General features: G+C 70.6%; 17 protein-coding genes. 6 read left to right on the top strand and 11 right to left on the bottom strand.

Annotated elements, in window-relative coordinates; all coding sequences use genetic code 11:
- Positions 1 to 20: 20 nt before the first annotated feature.
- Together ACPW96_RS17005 and ACPW96_RS17000 are read right to left on the bottom strand one after the other, a co-directional pair.
- Positions 21 to 1124 (bottom strand): glycerate kinase, encoded by a 1104-nt coding sequence (locus ACPW96_RS17005; protein ID WP_425884488.1) that lies wholly within the window; start codon positions 1122 to 1124, stop codon positions 21 to 23.
- Complete coding sequence (locus ACPW96_RS17000; protein WP_425884487.1) at positions 1121 to 2182, bottom strand: LacI family DNA-binding transcriptional regulator; 1062 nt, start codon at positions 2180 to 2182, stop codon at positions 1121 to 1123. The genes ACPW96_RS17005 and ACPW96_RS17000 overlap by 4 nt, the downstream gene beginning before the upstream one ends.
- A gap of 116 nt (positions 2183 to 2298) precedes the next feature.
- Here ACPW96_RS17000 and galT point away from each other — a divergent pair, with 116 nt between their 5' ends.
- Together galT and galK are read left to right on the top strand one after the other, a co-directional pair.
- A complete protein-coding gene (gene galT, locus ACPW96_RS16995; protein ID WP_425884486.1) occupies positions 2299 to 3456 on the top strand; it encodes a galactose-1-phosphate uridylyltransferase in 1158 nt (385 codons plus the stop codon).
- Positions 3453 to 4616, top strand: a complete 1164-nt coding sequence (gene galK, locus ACPW96_RS16990; protein ID WP_425884485.1) for a galactokinase — start codon at positions 3453 to 3455, stop codon at positions 4614 to 4616. Before galT ends, galK begins: the two co-directional genes overlap by 4 nt.
- A gap of 61 nt (positions 4617 to 4677) precedes the next feature.
- On the opposite strand, the gene ACPW96_RS16985 is transcribed toward galK, so the two are convergent.
- Positions 4678 to 5223, bottom strand: coding sequence for a gluconokinase (locus tag ACPW96_RS16985; RefSeq protein WP_425884484.1), 546 nt, complete (start codon positions 5221 to 5223; stop codon positions 4678 to 4680).
- A 298-nt stretch (positions 5224 to 5521) separates the two neighbouring features.
- Between ACPW96_RS16985 and ACPW96_RS16980 the strand changes: the two genes are divergently transcribed.
- A complete protein-coding gene (locus ACPW96_RS16980; protein ID WP_425884483.1) occupies positions 5522 to 7012 on the top strand; it encodes a carboxylesterase/lipase family protein in 1491 nt (496 codons plus the stop codon).
- Positions 7013 to 7032: 20 nt separating this feature from the next.
- On the opposite strand, the gene ACPW96_RS16975 is transcribed toward ACPW96_RS16980, so the two are convergent.
- A complete protein-coding gene (locus ACPW96_RS16975) occupies positions 7033 to 8016 on the bottom strand; it encodes an LLM class F420-dependent oxidoreductase (protein ID WP_425822951.1) in 984 nt (327 codons plus the stop codon).
- Between the two features lie 108 nt (positions 8017 to 8124).
- Here ACPW96_RS16975 and ACPW96_RS16970 point away from each other — a divergent pair, with 108 nt between their 5' ends.
- On the top strand, positions 8125 to 8523 hold the full coding sequence (locus ACPW96_RS16970) for a hypothetical protein (protein ID WP_425884482.1): 399 nt from the start codon (positions 8125 to 8127) through the stop codon (positions 8521 to 8523).
- Positions 8524 to 8614: 91 nt separating this feature from the next.
- Here ACPW96_RS16970 and ACPW96_RS16965 read toward each other — a convergent pair whose 3' ends face one another.
- The 6 genes from ACPW96_RS16965 to ACPW96_RS16940 form a co-directional block, all read right to left on the bottom strand.
- Positions 8615 to 11770, bottom strand: coding sequence for a S8 family peptidase (locus tag ACPW96_RS16965; RefSeq protein ID WP_425884481.1), 3156 nt, complete (start codon positions 11768 to 11770; stop codon positions 8615 to 8617).
- Between the two features lie 153 nt (positions 11771 to 11923).
- Positions 11924 to 12820, bottom strand: a complete 897-nt coding sequence (locus ACPW96_RS16960; RefSeq protein WP_425822945.1) for a DNA-methyltransferase — start codon at positions 12818 to 12820, stop codon at positions 11924 to 11926.
- On the bottom strand, positions 12817 to 13866 hold the full coding sequence (locus tag ACPW96_RS16955) for a lipoate--protein ligase family protein (protein ID WP_425884480.1): 1050 nt from the start codon (positions 13864 to 13866) through the stop codon (positions 12817 to 12819). Before ACPW96_RS16955 ends, ACPW96_RS16960 begins: the two co-directional genes overlap by 4 nt.
- Before the next feature lie 62 nt (positions 13867 to 13928).
- Positions 13929 to 14255, bottom strand: coding sequence for a hypothetical protein (locus ACPW96_RS16950; protein ID WP_425822941.1), 327 nt, complete (start codon positions 14253 to 14255; stop codon positions 13929 to 13931).
- Positions 14256 to 14397: 142 nt separating this feature from the next.
- A complete protein-coding gene (locus tag ACPW96_RS16945; protein ID WP_425884479.1) occupies positions 14398 to 15951 on the bottom strand; it encodes a glycoside hydrolase family 6 protein in 1554 nt (517 codons plus the stop codon).
- Between the two features lie 352 nt (positions 15952 to 16303).
- A complete protein-coding gene (locus ACPW96_RS16940; RefSeq protein WP_425884478.1) occupies positions 16304 to 17155 on the bottom strand; it encodes an alpha/beta fold hydrolase in 852 nt (283 codons plus the stop codon).
- A gap of 127 nt (positions 17156 to 17282) precedes the next feature.
- Here ACPW96_RS16940 and ACPW96_RS16935 point away from each other — a divergent pair, with 127 nt between their 5' ends.
- Together ACPW96_RS16935 and ACPW96_RS16930 are read left to right on the top strand one after the other, a co-directional pair.
- The gene (locus tag ACPW96_RS16935; protein ID WP_425884477.1) at positions 17283 to 17741 is read left to right on the top strand and encodes a MarR family winged helix-turn-helix transcriptional regulator; all 459 of its coding nucleotides are present in this window, start codon (positions 17283 to 17285) and stop codon (positions 17739 to 17741) included.
- A complete protein-coding gene (locus ACPW96_RS16930; RefSeq protein ID WP_425884476.1) occupies positions 17738 to 19102 on the top strand; it encodes an MFS transporter in 1365 nt (454 codons plus the stop codon). Before ACPW96_RS16935 ends, ACPW96_RS16930 begins: the two co-directional genes overlap by 4 nt.
- A gap of 201 nt (positions 19103 to 19303) precedes the next feature.
- Here the strand turns inward: ACPW96_RS16930 and ACPW96_RS16925 are convergent, their stop codons facing one another.
- Entirely contained in the window at positions 19304 to 20041 is a 738-nt protein-coding gene (locus tag ACPW96_RS16925; RefSeq protein ID WP_425884475.1) for a FadR/GntR family transcriptional regulator, read from the bottom strand.
- Between the last annotated feature and the right edge of the window lie 24 nt (positions 20042 to 20065).

The following is a 20065-nucleotide window of genomic DNA, read 5'->3' as shown; positions in this document are numbered from 1 at the left end:
ACAGATGCGCCGAGGACGGGTCAGCCGAGGTCGCGGGCGAAGCGGCGGCCGGCCTCCCAGAGCCAGGTGGCGGGGTCCTTCATGGCCGCCTCCGGCGAGCCGGCGAGGTCGGTGAGGGAGAGCGACGCCGCGAAGGCGGAGGTGTCGGCATCCGGGGTGATGCGCCCCGCAACCAGCGCGACGGGCGTCGGGCCCGCGGCCTCGGCGACGTGAGCCGGGACCTTGCCCGCCGCGGACTGGCCGTCGAACGAGCCCTCGCCGGTGACGACGACGGATGCCGCCACCGCGGCCGCCGGCAGCCCGAGAAGCTCGGCCACCGCCACCGAGCCGGGTTCGAGGGTCGCGCCCCAGGCGAGCAGGCCGAAGCCCGTTCCGCCGGCGGCGCCGGCGCCCGGAGTGAGGGGGTCGACCTCCGGCAGCAGCGCCGCCAGCTTCGCCAGGGCGGCATCGAGCGCCGCGACGTCGTCGGGGGTGGCGCCCTTCTGCGGACCGAACACCGCGGCGGCGCCGCGCCGCCCGAGCAGCGGGTTGGTCACGTCGCTCAGCGCCCGCACGCCACCGGACGGAAGCGCGGGGAGGCCGGAGACCGAGGCCGCCGACGCCAGGCCCGCACCGCCGAGGGGAACCTCGGCTCCGGCGGCATCCAGCACTCGCGCGCCGAGCGCGCGCAGCATCCCTGTGCCGCCATCCGTGGAGGCGGAGGAGCCGAGGCCGACGACGATCCGCGAGACGCCCGCCTCGAGGGCCGCGGCGATCGCCTGACCCAGACCGAAGGTGTGAGCCGCCAGCGGCCGAAGCTCGGTGAGCAGCTCGATGCCGCTCGTGGCGCCCAGCTCGACGATCGCGGTTCCGCCGGGTGCATCGTCGGAGGCGGGCAGCCGCAGCCAGAACGTCTCGACCTCCCGATCGGCGGGCCCGACCACCGTCACGGGCACCCGTTCGGCGTCGGGCACCGCGGTGGCGAACGCCTCCAGCGTCCCCTCGCCACCGTCGGCCATGGGAAGCAGGCGGATGTCGTCGTCTGGGCGCTCCTGCCGCCAGCCGGCGGCGATCGCCTCCGCGGCATCGGCCGCGGCGATGGTGCCTTTGAAGGAATCCGGGGCGATGACGACGGTACGGGTCACGGTGCCACGCTAGCGGCCGGGCCGGTGCTTTCGCGCACCACGAGCCGGGTCGGCACGACGTCCCGCCACAGCGGCGGGAGCACCGCGGGCTCCTCGCCCTGGGCCGGTTCCGCAATCGGACCTCCCTCGATGCGGGCGACCAGCGCCTCCACGGCACGCTGCCCCAGAGTGTCGAAGTCCTGCCGTACGGTCGTCAGCGGTGGTGTGTAGTCCGCGGCATCCGCCACGTCGTCGAAACCGATCACGCTGACCTCGCCCGGCACGGACCGCCCCTCGCCGTGCAGGGCTCGCAGTAGTCCGAGGGCCATCTGATCGTTCGCGACGAACAGCGCCGACACGTCTGGTCGAGGGGCGAGTTCCAGCCCCGCGACGTGGCCGGATGCCGCACTCCAGTCGCCTCGGATCACTGGGGGTGCCACGATCCCCGCCTCTTCGAGCGCCGCACGCCAGCCGGCCTCGCGCTCGGCCGCGGCGTACGACGTCTCCGGCCCACCGAGGTGCCACACCGTCGGGTGGCCGAGCGCCAGCAGATGCGCCGTCGCGATATGCGCACCCCCGGCATGGTCGGACTCGACGACGGCGAACCGCTCGTCCGGCGGCGAATCGACCACGACGAGGTCGAGCGCGCGCGGCAGCTCGGCGCCCCGGGCGAGCGCCGTCGCCTCATTCAGCACGATCGCGCCGTCGACGCCCTGGTCGCGCAGCGTCGTGAACGCCCCGTCGAGCCCCGAGCGATCGGTGGGCGAGACGACGACCAGCGCATACCCCTTGGTGGATGCCGCGGCCGACACCGCTTCGAGCATCCGGGTGTTGCCCACCGTGGCGAGGGTCGCGACCACGACGCCGATGCTCTGGCTGCGGCCGGTGCGCAGCGCGCGGGCCGCGCGGTGCGGCCGATACCCGAGTTCCGCCATCGCGGCCTCCACGCGGGCGCGGGTGGTGGCATCCACTCGAGGATGACGGTTCGCGACCCGGGAGACGGTCTGGCCGGACACTCCCGCGAGGGCCGCGACATCCGCCATCGATGCGCGCCCTCGTCCCAGAATCGATTCGTCCACGTCCACCTCCTCCCGACGGCATGTTGACGTTATCACGGCGACGCGCTAGTCTGCATGTTGACGTAAACACGCTCGCTCCGGTCTCCCGCATCGCCGCGCCGGGGACGGAGCACGACATGGAGGTCTCCGTGAACACTGCCATCGCCCTCGGCGCGGGAGTCGTGAAGCGCCCCACGCGCCTCGCCGACGGCCGTGAGCTCGTCTACTACGACGACCCCGACACCACGCTCGGCGAGGTGCGCGCCGTCGACCAGCGGACACTCGACCCGCGCCCGGCGACGGCGACGATGCGCCAAGACGTGCTCACGGGCGACTGGGTGTCGATCGCGGCGGCTAGGCAGAACCGCGCGTTCCTGCCGCCGGCGCACCTGGATCCCCTCGCCCCGCAGTCGCCGGCCAACCCCTCCGAGATCCCGGCCCTGTACGACGTCGCCGTGTTCGAGAACAAGTCGCCGTCGTTCGGCCCCGCCCTGATCCACGAGCACGAGGGCGCCCCCGCCGCATCCGACCCGCCCCTCGGACTCGACGACCTCGGCACCCTCGGCCTGGGGCGCTCCCGCACGTCCGTCGGCCGGTGCGAGGTGGTGTGCTTCAGCCCCGAGCACGAGGGATCGTTCGGCGGTCTCACGCAGACCCGCGCCCGCACGGTGATCGAGGCGTGGGCGGACCGTACCAGTGCCCTGCAGGCCCTTCCCGGCGTCGAGCAGGTCTTCCCGTTCGAGAACCGTGGCGAGGCCATCGGTGTGACCCTGCCCCACCCGCACGGTCAGATCTATGCCTATCCCTACGTCACGCCACGCACTCAGCGCCTGCTCGCCTCGATCGACGCGTACGGACCCGAGCTGTTCGCCGACATCCTCGCGTTCGAGCGCGACTCGGAGCGCGTCATCCTGAGCGGTGAGCACTGGACGGCGTTCGTGCCGTTCGCGGCTCGCTGGCCGCTCGAGGTGCACCTGCTCCCCCACCGCCATGTGCCCGACTTCGCCGCCACCACGGCGGAGGAACGCGACGAGCTGGCGCCTCTCTACCTGCGACTGCTGAAGGGCATCGACGCCCTCTACGACACCCCCACTCCCTACATCGCGGCGTGGCATCAGGCGCCGGTGAACGCCGGACGCGACACGGCCCGCCTGAACCTGCAGCTGACCTCGCCCCGCCGGGCGGCGGACAAGCTGAAATTCCTCGCTGGCTCCGAAGCCGCGATGGGCGCGTGGATCGCCGACGTCGCCCCCGAGACCCAGGCCGCGCGCCTGCGAGAGGTGGTGCCCGCATGACCGCCCAGGATGCCGCGACGGCGCTGCTGCGCGAGGTGACCGGCCACGAGGCCGACGGAGTCTGGTCGGCCCCCGGCCGCGTGAACCTCATCGGCGAGCACACCGACTACAACGAGGGCTTCGTGCTGCCGTTCGCCATCGAGCACCGCACCGCGGCCGCCGTTGCGCGGCGCGAAGACGACGTGATCCGTGTGATGTCGACCTTCGCCGAGGAGCCCGTTCAGGTCTCCCTGGGTGAGCTCGACGACGCCATCGCGCGCGGGGGGCTCGATTGGGCGGCGTACCCGCTCGGCGTCGCGTGGGCGCTGCGGCGGGCGGCGCCGGACGCCGAGACCTTCGGCGTCGACATCGCGATCGCCTCGGATGTGCCCGTGGGCGCGGGGCTCTCGTCCTCCGCCGCCATCGAGGGCTCTGTCGCGTCGGCCCTCAACGACGAGTGGGACGCCGGGCTCTCCCGCGTCGAACTCGCTCGCGTGGGGCGCACGGCCGAGAACGACGCCGTCGGGGCGCCGACCGGGATCATGGATCAGATGGCCTCGATGCTCGGCGTGGCCGATGCGGCGACCTTCCTCGACTGCCGAACCCTCGAGACCGACTCGATCGAGCTGGGCTTCGGCCCCGCCGGGCTCACGCTGCTCGTCATGGACACGAACGTCGAGCACTCCCACGCGACCGGCGGATACCGGGAGCGCCGGGAGTCCTGCGAGGCCGGCGCCGCCGGGCTCGGCGTCTCGTCGCTGCGCGATGTCACGGTCGAGGACCTGCCCCGCGCGGAGCAGGTGCTGGATGATGTGACCTTCCGCCGCGTGCGGCACATCGTGACTGAGAACCAGCGCGTGCTCGACACCGTCTGGACGCTGCGCTCCGCCGGCCCGCGGGCCATCGGCGAGCTGCTGGTCGCGTCGCACGCGTCGATGCGGGACGACTTCGAGATCTCGGTGCCGGAGCTCGACCTCGCGGTCGAGACCGCGCTGGCGAATGGAGCCATCGGAGCCCGCATGACCGGAGGCGGCTTCGGCGGTGCCGCGATCGCGCTGATCGACGACGAGAAGACGGCGGATGTCGGAGCGGCCGTGACGGCCGCGTTCGCGGCATCCGGCTTCACGGCCCCCACCATCTTCACCGTCCGTCCATCGGAGGGTGCGCGCCGCGACGCGTGAGCGGCGGCGGGGGGGCAGGATCCCGTCAGAGTCCCGGCCGGTCGCCGGCGCCGACCGGGGCTCAGGCCGGCAGTCCTGCCAGCACCTCGTCGACGATCTCATCGGGAGCCTGGGCGATGTCCACGACGACGCCTGCCTCGTCGGGCGTGAGCGGCTCGAGCGTCGCGAGTTGCGACTCGAGCAGCGCCGGCGGCATGAAGTGGTCGGCGCGGGCATGCATGCGGGCGGCGAGGACGGCCGGCTCGCCGTGCAGGTGCACGAAGAAGAGGGGTGTTCCGGCATCCCGGCGCAGCGCGTCGCGGTAGGCACGGCGCAGCGACGAGCACGCCATCACGACCCGGCGCGGGTTCGAACCGGGGTCGAGCGGCGATGCGTTCGCTGCATCGCCTTCGGGGTGGTCGATGTGCTCCGCCACACGCTTCAGCCACGGGGCCCGATCCTCGTCGGTGAGCGGGATGCCGGCCGCCATCTTCTCGCGAGCATCGTCGGAGTGCAGGTCGTCGGCGTCCAGGAAGATCGCGCCGAGGCGCTGAGCGAGGGCGGCGGCGATCGTTGACTTGCCGGAGCCGGAGACCCCCATCACGACAAGGGCGGAGGGTGCGGGCATGTCTCCATCATGCCCGGCGGTATGGCGCGGCGCTGGAGCCGGGCCTCTCGCGCTGCGCAGATGTCGCCAACTTCGGAGAATCGCGCGAACTTCGGACGATTCGGCAGGAATCGTCGGAAGTACATGACATTCTCCGAAGCTCGGGGCGCGCGGGAGGCGACGGGAGGAGGGGATGCCCAGGGACCGAGCCCCCGCGTTCAGTCGGACACGAACAGCGGGTCCGACTGAACGAGATTCGGTATATCGGGTCGCGCCCGGCACGATGGAACCGTACGACTGTCCTCTCAAGGAGGAATCGATGACCGACGCACACATCGGTGACGCCAGCGGTTCCGTCGTGCACACCGCCGCCGGGTCGGTGCGCGGGTTCTGGCGCGGCGGCTCGGCAGCGTTTCTCGGCATCCCGTTCGCGGAGCCGCCCGTGGGCGCCCTGCGGTTCGCCGCCCCGGTTCCACAGCGGGCGTGGAAGGGAGTGCTCGAGGCGACCACGATGGGCGCCACACCCCAGCGCGGCGGCGACGGGGGGACCACCCTCATCCCGGAGCCGTCGGTCAAGGGGGACTCCACCCTCAACGTCAACGTCTTCTCGCCATCGCCGACCCCGGATGCCGCGCTGCCGGTGCTCGTCTACATCCACGGCGGCGCGTACTTCTCGGGATCGCCGGCGAGCCCGTGGTACGACGGAGCCGCGTTCAACCGCGACGGGGTCGTCACCGTGACCGTCTCCTACCGCCTCGGCTTCACCGGCTTCGGATACATCGAGGACGCCCCGGCCAACCGGGGCGTGCTCGACTGGCTGCTGGCGCTGGAGTGGGTGCGCGAGAACATCCGCGCCTTCGGCGGAGATCCGGACCGGGTCACCATCGCCGGCCAATCAGCCGGCGGGGGCGCCGTGCTCCGGCTGCTCGGCATGCCCGCCGCTCAGCATCTGTTCCGGGCGGCGTGGTGCATGTCGGGGGCGGCCGCCGACGTGCCGCTCGAGCGTGCGCGAGGCATCTCCGAACGTCTGGCGGCGCTCACGGGCGTGGCGCCGACGAGCGAGGGCTTCGGCACGCTGACTCCGGGAAAGATCAACCACACGCGCGAAGATGCGACGTACCCCGAGGGAGCGAGCCAGATCGACCGGCTCCGCGGCGTGCTCGGCCTCGGGCTGTCGCACGGACCCGTGCTCGATGGTGAGCTGCTGACCGACACGACGGTGGAGGCGATCGCAGCGGGCGTCGGTGCCGACAAGCTGCTCGTGCTCGGCGCTACCGACGACGAGTTCACGATGGCGACCGACGGCTACCGCGGCAAGCTGCGCTTCGTGCCGGCCGGGCTCGCCCTCGGTCGCGTGATCGGGCTGCGCGGTCCGCAGCGGCGCCCCTACCTCAAGGCGAACCGCGACGTGCGCCGCAAGGGCACCGCCGCCGTGCTTGGGCATTACGCCACCGACCGGATCTTCCGCACGCTCGTCGCCCGGGTCGCCGCCGCCCGCGGGCCGGCGCCCACCTGGGTGTACCGGTTCTCGTGGGTGTCCCCGACGAAGGGGTGGTCGTGCCACTGCCTCGACGTGCCCTTCTTCTTCGACCACCTCGACGCCGAGCGCGTGGACAGGATCGCCGGCGAGGACCCGCCTCCCGCCCTCGCGGACGCGGTACACGGCTCGGCCGTCGCCTTCGTGCGCACGGGAGACCCCGGCTGGCCGGCGTGGTCGAAGAATCCGGGCACGACGCGCGTGTTCGGCGGCCCGCCATCCGCTCCCGACACGATCCCCGACGGCTACGCCGAAGTCGCCGCGCTCCTCTAGAGCGAACCCGGCGACCGCCTTCAGGCGAGCGCGGGGATCACCCTGCTCTCGAACAGCTCCTGGCTCGAGGTGTCGTAGGCGGAGTCAGGGAAGTAGTGGATGGCGTAGCCCAGCCCGTGCTTCGCGCGCTCCGACAGCCGTTCCACGACGCGGTCGGGCGTGCCGACCGCGTCGGACCCCTCGAAGTCGCGCGCGATGGCGTCGGCCCGGTCCTCGCCGACGAAGGGCAGCACCCGCGCGCGCAGCGCGGCGATGCGCTCGCGCACCTCCGCCTCGGTGTCGCCGATGATCGTGTTGAAGTTGGACGAGCGCGTGATGCTCGCGAAGTCACGGCCGAGGTCGTCGCAGTGTCCGCGCAGCACATCGCTCTTGTGGTCGAACTCCTCGAGCGAGCCGGCGAAGTTCGTGTAGGCGGCGTACTTCGCCGCGACCTTGAGCGTCACCTTCTCGCCGCCTCCGGCGATCCAGAACGGGATGCCGTCCTGCAGCGGGCGGGGCTGAACGATGGCGCCGTCCACCTGGTAGTGCTTGCCGTCGAGGGTCGCCCGACCCGTGGTCCAGGCCTGGTCCATGATCTCCACACCCTCGCGCAGCTTGGCGAGGCGGTCGGGGATCGGCGGGAAGCCGTACCCGTAGGCGCGCCACTCGTGTTCGTACCAGCCGCCGCCGATGCCCATCTCCACCCGGCCGCCCGAGACGATGTCGACCGTCGCGGCCACCTTGGCGAGGTACGCCGGGTTGCGGTAGCCCATGCACGTGCACATCTGACCCAGCCGCACTCGGGAGGTGGATGCCGCGAACGCGGCCATGAGGGTCCACGCCTCGTGCGTGGCCTCGTCGCTGGGCACGGGGGTCGTGTGGAAGTGGTCGTAAACCCACAGCGACTCCCATGCTCCGGAGTCGGCACGCTGGGCGAGCCCGTTCATGACCTCCCACTGCCGAGCGGGCTCGATGCCCACGAGATCGAAACGCCAGCCCTGGGGAATGAATACACCGAATCGCATGGTGCAAGCCTAGGGTCGGTGATCGGCTACACGGCTCCTCAGGGGCAAGCGTTTCCCAGTCAACTCGGAGCGCCGCGCCCTAGGCTGAAGCCGACCAAGGGGAGTCGGATGTCTCGGTTACACATCGCCGCCGCCGCGTTCCTCCTTCTCTCTCTCACCGCGTGTTCCGGGGATTCCATGGACGATTCGACCGAGGCATCGACACGGCCGCCGTTCCTCACCACGACGCCCGGACCCGTCTCGGCATCCGGAGCACCCACCGACGTGCCTCCGGCCCGCTGGGACGCCATCGTGGCGGATCTGATCGCCAGGGACGTGACCGGCGCCCCCGAACTCGTCTCGGCGAAGGCGGTGACCTGGAACAACGGCGCACTGGGCTGCCCGAAACCGGGCGCCTCCTACACGCAGGCGCTGGTCGACGGCATGCGGGTCATCGTGCGCGTGGACGGGGAGACGTACGACTATCGCTTCGGTTCGACGGACTCGCCGAAGCTCTGCGAACGCTGAAGGGGAGTCGCGACCGGGACGCGGCATCCGCTTCGCACGGACGAAGGTGGCGCCCCGCAGAAGCGGAACGCCACCTTCGTCGCAGCAGCGGCTACTGGGCCTTGACCAGCAGGGCCTCTCCGCCCGACGCGTTGTCCAGAACGACAGCCATGACTCCGAGCGGCTTCTGGGCAGCGAACTCGTCCGCATCCACCGTGACCGGCACGGAGACAGTGCCGTTGCGGGGCACCGTGACGAACTGGCCGTTGCTCAGCGCCGGCGCCCACGGGTTGTAGGTCGCCATGCCATCGATCGCGTCCTCCCCGTCGTTCACCGAAGAGAAGCTCTCCACGGTGTAGCGGAACGTCGCGTTCTCCGCCGTGATGCCGAGGTCGCTGGCGTACAGCGGCAGCAGGATCGTGCTGCTGTCGGTCGGCGCAGACGCGAGGAAGCCCGAGGCGTAGGTGTTTTCTGTGGCAACCTCGTACTCGAACACCTGCGAGATGCCGTTCGCGGACCCGGCCGTGACGAGTCCGGCATCCGCCGAGAAGACGATCCAGTCGGGCTTCCCGTCGCCGTTCGTGTCGACGATCACGTCGAACTGGTTGCTCGCCGCATTCGACCAGCGGTTGTGCGTGTTGATCGCGAAAACGAGGAACTGGTCCTCGCCGTCGGCGAAGGACTGCACGCCCGCGGCACGCACGTCGTACCCGGTGTCGACGATCGACTCGGTCACGTCCTTCTCGTCGCTCAGACCCCACGTGTAGAAGTCCGCGTCCGCTGCGAGAGCCCCGAGAGGGTTCTTCAGCTTGATGGACTTCTCTCCGTCGGTGACCGAGGCGTCTTTGATCAGCGGGCTGCCGCCGGCGACTGCGACGCGACTGGTCGAGCGGGGCACGAGCAGGTACGGCACGCGCAGCGTGTCGGCGGAGGACTTCAGGACGATGTCGCCCGAGAACTCGTAGAACGAGAACTGATCCGGTCCAGCCGTCGACGAGCCCACCGCGCTGGTGGTGGCGCCGAGCGCCACCACGACCTTGGCCGTACCACCGGCCGGCACCGTGACCTTGCTCCGGCTGAGCACGATCTTCGCCTTCTCCGACTGAGCCGACGGCGCGGAGGTCACGCTGTAGGTGACGGCTTTGTCGCCGTAGTTGGTCACGGTGATCGTCTTCACTCCGCCGAACGCGAAGGACGACTCCTGGAAGCCGAAGCTGAGCGCCGGCTCGCGAAGCCATCCGCTCTCGGTGCGGAATGCGTCACCCGTCGCGGTCACCTGGGCGGCCACCGCCTGTGCGGCATCGACAAGGCCTACTCCGCCGCGCACGCCGTTCTGGCCCGCGACCTTCTCGGGGTCGGCCGTCGAGACCACCGCCGCGGCGACCTCGCTTGCCTTCCAACTCGGGTGCGCCTGGACGCTCAGCGCGGCGACTCCCGCGACGTGCGGAGCAGCCATCGACGTTCCCGAGTTGGTTCCGGGGCCGTTGCCGGTCCCGACGCCGGTAGAGACGATGGAGACACCCGGAGCCGCGACATCCACGCCGATCGCGCTGTCACCGCTGCGGGGGCCGCTGGAGCTGAACGACGCGTAGCCGCGGAACCCGGGGTTCTGCAGAGCCGCAGCGGCGATGGAGGCGGTCTCGCCGTCCACGAGCTTCGGCCCATCGGACTGCTTGACGCCGAGGAACGGGATGGTGACCGTGTACTCCTTCCCATCGTCGGGGTTGGACGTGATCGGGCCCTCGAACGGCGGGTAGTCGTCGCTCGTGTTGATCATGACCGCCGCGGCAGCGCCCGCCTGCTGGGCGAAGATCGCCTTCGCCACGCGGGCGCAGAGGCCACGGGTGGAGACGGCCAGCTGGTTGCCCCCGGGCACGACCCCGGCGAACTTGTACGCCGCCGTGGAGCAGCCGAGCGACTCGTCCTCTTCGGCGGTCGCGGGGTTGTCGGCGAGACGGACGACCGTCATCTCGGGCAGGCCGGCGAGGTCCGCGCCGTTGGCGTTGATCGCGGGGATGGCCACACCGTCGACGGTGATCTCGGCACCAGGGAAGCTCTCGGTGCTGTCCACAGCCGCGACCGTGATCACGCCATCGCCGTTCCCGGCGAGATAGGGGCTCGGACCCTCGTTGCCCGCGGACCGGACGACCACGACACCCGCGCCGACCGCGTTGGAGACCGCTACCTCGTCCGGGTCGCCGGCCTGAGCGTAGGGCGAGCCGAGGGACATGTTGAGAACGTCCATCCCGTTGTCGACGGCCCAGTCGATGGCGGGCACGACGACGTTCGTCGAGCCGGCGCAGCCGAAGACCCGGAGCGCGTAGAGGTCCGCCTGCGGCGCGACGCCGGGACCGATGTCGAACGGCGTCGACGGGGTGGACGCGTCGTAGGGGCCCGTGTAGGCCGTGCCGTCGGCAGCGACGCCGTTGCCGGCGGCTGTGCCGGCCACATGGCTGCCGTGCCCGTTGCAGTCGAGCGGGTTGGGGTCGGGCATCGGCACACTGGCGTCGTCATCGGCGTTGTACGCGTCGCCGACGAAGTCGTAGCCGCCCTTGATGCGGGGCGCTTCGGGTCCGAAGTACGCCGGATCGGCGGGGTCCGCCTCCGCTGCGTTGGCCGCTGTCCACGCCTCCGGCGTACCGGGGCCGGCGAAGTTGGCGTGGGTGTAGTCGATGCCGGTGTCGATGATGCCGATCTTGACGTTCTCGCCGGTGTATCCGGTGTCCTGCCAGACCTGGGGCACGCCGAGGAACGGCACGGAGACCGCGTTGTCGAGGGAGTACTTCTTGACGGGGTGCACCGCGACCACGTTGGGCAGCGCTTCGATCGCGTCGACCTGCTCTACCGGGATGGAGGCCTGAATGCCGTTGTAGGCCGACTGCATGCGGGCTTCGATCGTGCCGCCGCTGCCTTCGATCGACCCCGCGATGGCATCCTGCGCCTTCTTGAGCGTGCTCTTGATCGATTCGCGCTCGGCGGTCGTCAGCTCGCTGCCCTTCTCGGCCTGGACGACGGCGACGGGGTCGCCCTCCATCTCGACGACGACCGTCACACGCCCGTCTGCGCCGACGCTCATCGGGCGGACTTCCGTGCCGACAGGGCCACGCGTGGGCGACTGCTGGAACCTCGACGACGGACCTTCGTCCGGGGCGGCGGCGAGGGATCGCTGGTCCTGCGCGAATGCGGGTACGCCGCCGGCAACCAGCAATCCGGAGAGCGTCACCCCCGCAACCACGACTCGAGACAGACGGCTGCGGGTGAGACTCATGGGGCTCCTTGTGGGATGGGCATGCGGATACAGCAAGGCACACCCCACCACTCGAAGCGGCGGGGGATGAGGAAAGAATATGCATCCGCCGTGAATTTCCAACAGTCTTGTGAGGCCACTGGACCGCGGGTATGATCGCGCGCCGCGTGGGACTTAGTCTGCGCCGATGCGAGCCTGGGTTCCAGCCGGCACCGGAGACGCCGTCGCTGCCGGCATCCGCGCCCTCATGACCGCGATCGCCTCGGGGTTGTCGTCGACGAGCACCGCGTCGCGCCCGAGCGCCGCAGCGACCGCGCCGGTCGTCCCGCTGCCCGCGAAGAAGTCGAGCACGCGATCGCCTGGCCGGGTGGAGGCCTGGATGATCCGGCGCAGGATGCCCTCCGGCTTCTGCGTCGGATATCCGGTCTTCTCGCGCCCCGTGGTCGGGACGATGGTGTGCCACCAGACGTCCGTCGGCAGCTTGCCGCGCTCGGCCTTTTCGGGCGTCACGAGTCCGGGTGCCATGTACGGCTCGCGGTCCACGGCATCGGAGTCGAACCAGTACCGGTCGGGATCCTTGACGTAGACGAGGATCGTGTCGTGCTTGGTGGGCCACCGCCTGCGGGTCTTCGCCCCGTAGTCGTACGCCCAGATGAGTTCGTTCAGGAAGCACGCCCGCCCGAACATCGCGTCGAGCAGGACCTTGGCGTAGTGCGCCTCGCGGTAGTCGAGGTGGAGGTAGAGCGTCCCGTCCGGAGCGAGCAGGCGCCACGCTTCGAGCAGGCGAGGCTCGAGGAAGGCCCAGTAGTCGTCGAACCGGTCGTCGAAGGTGCGGAGGTCCCCTCTCAGCCGCTCGTATTCGCGACCGTGGAACCCGCGCCGGATGGTGGCGTCGGCGACCGGGCCGGGACCGGCCGACCGAGCCGACTCGACCTGACGGGCCTGCACCCGCCCGGTGTTGAACGGCGGATCGAGGTAGACAAGCGTGAACGAGGCGTCCTCGAACGTGCGGATGATCTCGAGGTTGTCGCCCTCGTGGATCCGGACGCGGCCACCTGGCGGCCCGCTCACGGCACGCGGCGCAGCCACTCGACCGTCGCGAACTTCGCCGCGACCAGCGCCTCCGCCTCGGCGTATTCCTCCTCGGTGATACGCCCCGGCTCGGCGCCGTACAGGCGGGAGAAGGTCTCGATGAATCGCTGGATGATCTGCTCGCGAGGCAGGCCGGTCTGGCTGCGGAGGGGATCGACGCGCTTCGCCGCCGAGGTGGTGCCCTTGTCACTGAGCTTCTCCCGGCCGATGCGCAGCACCTCGGTCATCACCTCGCCGTCGATGTCGTAGCTGAGGGTCGCATGGTGCAGCACCCCGCCGTTGGCCAGGCGCTTCTGCGCCGCGCCGCCGATCTTCCCGGTCGGGCTCGCGATGTCGTTCAGCGGCTGGTACGTGGCCTCGATGCCCAGCGAGCGCAGCGCCTGCAGCACCCAGTCGTCCAGGAAGGCATAGGAGTCGGCGAAGGTCATGCCCGCGACGAGGGATGCCGGCACATAGAGCGAGTACGTGATGATCTGACCGGCGGCCATCATCATCGCCCCCCCTCCGGAGATGCGGCGGACGACATCGAAGCCGTGCCGGGATGCGCCATCCGGGTCGACCTCGTTGCGATACGACTGGAAAGATCCGATCACCACGGCCGACTCGTCCCATTCCCAGAGACGGAGGGTCGGGCGCCGCCGCCCGTCGCCCACCCGGGCGGTGAGCACCTCGTCGAGCGCGAGGTTCATGCGCGGCGACACGGCCTTCTCGTGGACGACCTCCCACTCGAAGTCCCGCCATCCAGGCGCCGTGACGAGGGCGCGGCGCACGGCCGTTCCGACGGACTCGGGAGTGAAGCCGAGCAGCTGCGCCCCATCGGGGAGAGCGCCGCGCACCGCCGCGGCGATGGCCGCGGCATCCGCCTCGACCGGAAGGCCCGTCACGGCGGCGTCGATCGCGTCGAGAGCGGTGTCGGGCTCCAAGAAGAAGTCGCCCGCGAGGTGGAAGTCGGCGATGCGGCCTTCCTCGACCTCGAGGTCGACGACGACCAGCTTGCCGCCGGGGACCTTGTATTCGCCGTGCATGCGCTCAGCCTACGGCGACGTGCTCGGGAGGCGGCGGGGGCGCGCGCCGCGGAAGCTCGGGCTCAGTTGATCCCGGGGATGATCAGCCAGCGGTTGATCAGCACGATCCACAGACCGATGACCACGAGAGCCGCGATCGTCACGCCGATGGCGTGCTTCGCGCGGAGGATGAGGCCGATCACCAGCACGACGATCGTGGCGATTCCGAGGACGAGGGAGCCGAACGGGATGCCCGGCACGAAGTGCGACAGCAGGAACAGCGCGGCCACGACTGTCTCGAGGACCCCGAACAGCGTCCCGCCCTTTCCGCGCAGCCGCAGGATTCCGTCGATGAGGGCGAGCACGCCGCCCGCGAGGGCGATGATCAGGAGCCAGGAGAGGGTGATCACGGTGGGGGGACCTTCCGATCGGGAGCGCAGGCCGAGGGCGGCGCGCACGGAGCTGGGGGGCGGAGCGCCGAGGCGCGGCCAAGCCTAACGTCAGCGAGGGCGCCGGATGCGGTATCCGGCGCCCTCGCGTGTTCTCACGTGGTCAGCTGGACGTGCAGGGCTCGCCGTTCAGAAAGAACAGCCATGGTGCGTCCGCCGCCCCCTTGCCGGTCAGGACGACCGCCGCCTTCTTGCCCGGGGCGAGCTTCGGCAGCAGTTTCGTGCCCGTCACCGTGAGGTCGGCCCCGGTCTGGCTGTACGAGCCGCCGACCACTCTGGTCACCTTCTGGTCGCCCTCGAAGCTCCACGACAGGGTCCACGGGTCCGTGGTCGTCGTGCCGTTGTTCTGCACGACCAGCGCAGAGACGAACCTGCTGCCGATCTGCGTGTCCTTCACCTTGACGTGGCACGTCAGGGGCGTGAGCGGCGGATTGGACAGCGCGACCAGCTCCCGCGCCTGCTCGGGGAACCACTGGCCCGCGGCCGGGTCCTCGATGCCGCGCGCCGGATCGAGCGGGCCGCCGGTGCCGCGATAGCACTTGCCGTCGGATTCACCGGGCACCTTGATCCAGAGGTACGCATCGATGAGCGCGTTGCCGGTCGTCGTCGAGGGAACCTCACCCGCTCCGCGACCCGGAGGGTTGCACCACACCTCCGGGTCGGGATAGGCGCCGGCGGGAGCGGTCCAGGGGCCCTGGCCGTTGCGGCTCGTGTCGATCACGAAGTGCGCCTGCACGGCGGGGTCGCGCGTGAGGCCGGTGTCTGCGAAGGCCTTGTCGTAGGTCGCATCGGTCAGTCCCCATGTCGAGAAGTCGTCGGGGTTCGCGGGGTAGTACTGGCTGCCGCAGTATGACGGCTCCCACCAGCTGTTCTGCGAGAGGTAGACGCAGTCCGAGATCCACTGGCCGTACTTCTGCAGGCGCTCCGTCTGCACGTAGTTCGAGGCGTTGAGGAAGAACCCGTCGGCCTTCGCGACCCCGCCCAGGATCAGGCGGTTGGAGATGTCGCCGACGCCCAGCCAGCCACTGTGGGTGCCGTCGAGGTACACCGATGTGGCGGCAAGCGCCGCGAATGCGTCCACGGCGTGGTTGAGCTGCGCGTAGCGGTTGCCGACGGCGGTCGCGGGGTCGAGCTCGGCGGGCTGGCACCACTCGGCGTTGCCGTTGATGTCGGTGTTCCACGGGATGATGCCCAGGCCGTCCGGCTCCAGGATGATGGTGGCGGCGCGATCCCCGATGCCCGCGGCGAAGCCGTCGATCCACGCGTTGTACTCCGCGGTGTCGGCGGCGCCGCCCGCGGAGTACTGCGCGCAGTCGCGGAACGGCAGGTTGTAGGCCACGAGCACGGGCATCTGACCCTTGGCCGCCGCGTCGGAGACGACCTCGTCGACCGCCACCTGCACTTCTGCGGCGGTTCCGCTGGTGAACCAGTTGGCCGACGGGATGCTGCCCAGCAGCTGGGCGTCGGCCCGTGCCTGGCCGCTCAGGGACTGGGCCGCCTCGAGGGTCGTGCTGTAGGGGTTGAGGTAGAGGTCGGAACCGGCGAGGTCACCGGGTTCTGCCGCGGACGCGGGTGCGATCGCGGTGAGGGATGCCGCGACCACGCCGACGGCGGCGAGCGCCGCCCAGCGGGCTCGGGTGCGGAACAGGTGTGTCATGTCTCTCCAGGGTCTTCGTCGACCATCGCGTGCGCTGTGCGCGCGTGGATTACCGCGGGTGACCGGTCGTGGGAGCGCTCCCACGGACACGTTCAGAGCCAGGATGCCGTGAGAGCGCTCCCAAAGTCAAGGGTCTGGTGCGCGCGGCATCCGCCCGTCGGTGCAACGGTGGACCTCGCTCTGCGGCAATGAGTCGCGAGGGTGCGGCGATGAATCGCGAGGGTGCGGCAATGAATCGCGAGGGTGCGGCGATGGACAGCGCGAAAGCAGGAGATGGGCGCGAATGCAGGATGCCGAGGGCAACAACGTCCTGTTCTCGCGCTGTTCTCCTGGTTCGGTGCACACCACCCGGCTAGTCGCGGACGGCGAACCGCCGGTCGAGCCAGGCGAGCAGGTCGCCGCGAACGTCTTTCTGCTGCACCTCGTTGAAGACCTCGTGGCGCGCGCCGGGATAGACGAGCGTCGTGACGTCGGTGAGCCCGGACCGGGTGCGGTAGGAGTCGGCGAGCCTGTGGACGCTCTGCGGTCCCCCGACCGGATCATCGCGCCCCACCATGAGCAGGACCGGGATGTCGTGGCCCAGGTTCCTGCGCGGGCGCCCGTAGAACCGCAGCTGGTCGCGAAGGGTGAACAGCTGTGCGGCCGGCGTGACGGTGGTCAGCGGATCCTCGAGGAAGGCCCTGCCCACGCCGAGGTCGGACGCCAGCCACTCGGTCCCCATCGCCTCGGCCGTCTGCCACCTCGCGTTGAGCCGGCCGGCGTGCAGCGATCCCGGGAGGCGCAGTGCAGACCCGCTCAGCGCGAGGGCGTCGTAGGCCGAGGGGTGGGCGTTCAGCAGAATCTGGGCGATGAACGACCCGCCGGAGTGTCCCAGGAGCACCAGCGGAAGCTCGGGATTCTCTTCTCTGATCAGCTCGGTCATCTGCCAGACCGCGGCGACGGCAGCCCGGAACCCGCCGGGGCCAGGGCGACCGAGCTTGGTGCTGTCGTTCCCATGGTGGGCCATGCCGGTGCGACCGTGGCCCCGGTGATCGTTGGCGTACACGGCGAAGCCGTCGGCGGTGAGTGCGTCGATGAGGGCGCTGTAACGCCCCGCGTGCTCCCCCAGGCCGTGGACGAGCTGGACCACCGCGCGTGGCGTCGTCCTCGCCGGGTAGACGTCGTAGACGATGGCGATGCCGTGTGCATCGATGAACTCGGGCATGACGCGAGCCTAGTTGCTGGGGCGTCGCCGTCTCTCGACAGGGCACCCGAACCCACTCCGTGACGATCCAGCCTCCACGCGGGACCATTTACTTAGCAAGGCTAATGAGCTATGCTAAGTAAATCTTATGAGTGCTTCCGTTCTTCCCGCATCCCCTCCCGCCGACACCTCTCTGCATGACGCCGCCTCGGATCTGCGCATGGCCACGTTCCGGCTCGCCAGGCGCCTCCGCGCGCAGCGCGCCGTCGACACCATGAGCGACGGCCAGTTCGCCGTGCTCGCCGCTCTGCACATCCACGGCGGCCACACCCTCGGTGAGCTCGCCGACCGCGAGCGCGTCAGCGCGCCGTCGATGAACCGCACGGTGAACTGCCTCGAAGAGTCCGGCTACCTCACTCGCACCGCCGACGCCGTCGACCGGCGCAAGGTCAACATCGAGCTGACGGATGCCGGCACGAGCGTCGTCACCGAGACCGTTCGCCGCCGCGACGCCTGGCTGGAAGAGGCGCTTGCCGAACTGACGCCGAAGCAGCGCGCGACACTGGCCGCGGCATCCATCGTCATGCGAGAGCTGGCCGAGCGATGAGCGCCATGTTCCGGTCGTTCTCGATCTTCAACTACCGGGTCTGGTTCATCGGCGCCCTCGTCTCCAACATCGGCGCGTGGATGCAGTCCACGGCCCAGAGCTGGGTCGTGCTCACCCAGCTCACCGACAACGACGCCGGCGCGATGGGCATCACGATGGCGCTGCAGTTCGGGCCGCCGCTGCTTCTCGTCGGGGTCACCGGCTGGGTCGCGGACCGCTTCGATCGGCGCAGGCTGCTGATGATCACGCAGGGGCTGCTGATGGTGCTCGGCGCGGCGCTGGGCGTGCTGATCCTGTCCGGGGTCATGACGCTGACCCTGATGTACGGCTTCGCCCTGGCACTGGGCGTCATCGGCGCATTCGACAACCCGGCCCGCCAGGCGTTCGTCACCGACGTCGTGTCACGAGAGAACGCGTCCAACGCGGTGGCGCTGAACGCGGCATCCTTCAACGGAGCGCGGATGATCGGGCCCGCCGTCGCCGGCGTGCTCATCGTGCTGGTGGGCACGGGCTGGGTGTTCCTGCTCAACGCCGTGACCTTCTTCGGCATGATCATCGCCCTGCTGCTGATCCGCACGAAGGAGCTCGTCCCGCGGGTGCGCAGCACCGGCTCCTCCCGGCTTGCGGACGGGTTCCGCTACGTCGGCAAAAGGCCGGATCTCATGGTGACGTTCGCGATGGTGTTCCTGCTCGGCGCGTTCGGCATGAACTTCCCGATCTTCGCCTCGACGATGGCGATCGAGTTCGGACAGGGCGCCGACGGGTTCGGGCTGCTCAGCTCCATCCTCGCGATCGGCTCGCTCGCCGGCGCACTGCTGGCCGCCCGGCGCGATCAGGCCCGCATCCGGGTGGTCGTGCTGGCGCTGCTCGGCTTCGCCATCGCCTCGGTGGCCTCGACCCTGATGCCCGGCTACTGGAGCTATGCCGCGACGCTCACCCTCGTCGGCTTCGCGGTGGTGACCGTCATGACGACCGCGAACGGCTACGTCCAGACGACGACCGACCCCGCGCTGCGCGGCCGGGTGCTCGCCCTCTACATGGCCGTCATCATGGGCGGCACGCCGGTCGGCGCGCCGATCGTCGGGTGGGTGGCCGCCGAATTCGGTCCCCGTGCCGCGATCCTCGTCGGCGCGACCGCCGGACTCGTCGCGTTCCTGATCGGCGTCACGTGGATGCTGGCCTCCGGCCGCGTGCACCGCCACGCGTCCAAGCGCTTCCGCCTGACCCTCGACGAGACCAGGCCGCTGCGCGTGGTCTCGCCCGAGGAGTACAGCGACGCGGTCGCCGGCACGACGCCGATCCCGCTCCCCAAGCGGGAGGGTGCACGCGCCGACAAGCTGCGCGCCCGCGAGGCGGGCTAGCCGGGGCCATCCCGAATGCCCGTCGCGCGTACCGCCGAGTGCACGGCTTAGCGCCGAGTGCACGGCGTGCCGGCGGCAGTATCCCGTGCACTCGTCGGGAAGCCGTGCGCTCGTGTTGCCCGACGGGAAGCCGCGCCTCGTGTCCGTGCCGGCCGCCTCGCGTGGGGGGTCCGGCGCGCCCGCGAGGCGGACTAGGCAGGGTCAGGCGCGGGGCGTCTCCGACAGGCGGGCGGATGCCGTGGCCATGTGGGTCGCCATGGCGGATGCCGCGGCATCCGGATCGCGACGCAGCAGCGCCTGGTAGACCGCGTCGTGCTCCTCGAGCGCCCGCACGGCGTGCGCCTGATCGTGCACGGCCCGGTCGGCCCACACCCGCAGCAGCGAGCGGACGACCTGCAGCATGTCGAGCAGCACCTGGTTGTCCACTCCGGCCGCGAGCGCGTGGTGGAAGTCCAGGTCGGCCTGCACGAACGCCTTGAGGTCATCCACCGAGGCGCGCATCCGGTCGACGTGGCGGCCGAGCGTGGCGAGCTGGCGGTCGGTGAGCCGCGCGGCGCCGAGCCTCGCCACGTAGATCTCGAGCCCCGAGCGCAGCTCCAGAAGCTCCGCGGTGTTCCGCTCCCCGATCAGCAGTCCCCACCGCAGGGTCTGCGGAAGCAGCTCGCTCGAGGTCCCGCGCAGATAGGTGCCCGAACCAGGGCGCACGTCGACGATCCCGAGGATCTCGAGCGCGGCGAGCGCCTCGCGCACCGCCGAGCGGCCGACGCCGAGGGTGGATGCGAGTTCCCGCTCCGGCGGCAGCCGCGTGCCGGGCGCCACCTGGCCGCTGGTGAACAGGTCGAGCAGCCGCGTGGCGACCCCCGATACGGCGGATCCGGCGGGCATCGAGCCCAGTGCGGCCGTGATCTCGGCCGAGGAGTCAGCGGCGTAGGCGGGCATAACGCCCAATGTACTCGGAAAACT

Origin of the sequence: Micromonospora sp. DT81.3, assembly GCF_049847225.1 — a bacterium.
Lineage (GTDB): Bacteria > Actinomycetota > Actinomycetes > Actinomycetales > Microbacteriaceae > Microbacterium.
The sequence above is the reverse complement of the archived record's forward strand: the minus strand, read 5'-3'. Positions and strand labels throughout refer to the sequence as shown.